The following is a 310-nucleotide window of genomic DNA, read 5'->3' on the forward strand; positions in this document are numbered from 1 at the left end:
TAAGGAATTTCAATTCCCATCAAGTGGGAGACGGCAATCACACCATCGCAAATATGCGGAAAAGCGACCATCTCAAGCTTCCCCTTATAGTCTATGACCAAGGTTAGCGTGCGAAGGATATCGAAGCCCGATAAGGGGATTTCCACCACAGCCAGGGGCACATGCTCCCGAAGAAGATTCGCCGTTCCTCCCCGGCTGATAATGATATGGTACCCTTCGTTGTCCAGTTGCTTATATCTGACTAGGGCTTCTTCAAGGTCGCATTCTTTTACCGTGATATCCAAATCCGTCTGTTCCGATGCCAGGCTTT

At 49.0% G+C, this 310-nt stretch carries 1 protein-coding gene; it reads right to left on the reverse strand.

Annotated elements, in window-relative coordinates; genetic code table 11:
- The coding region (locus tag ACZYR9_RS27665; protein ID WP_488981500.1) for a PrpR N-terminal domain-containing protein at nucleotides 1–310 on the reverse strand (310 nt) is incomplete at both ends.

Source organism: Paenibacillus sp. F024, from assembly GCF_057814255.1.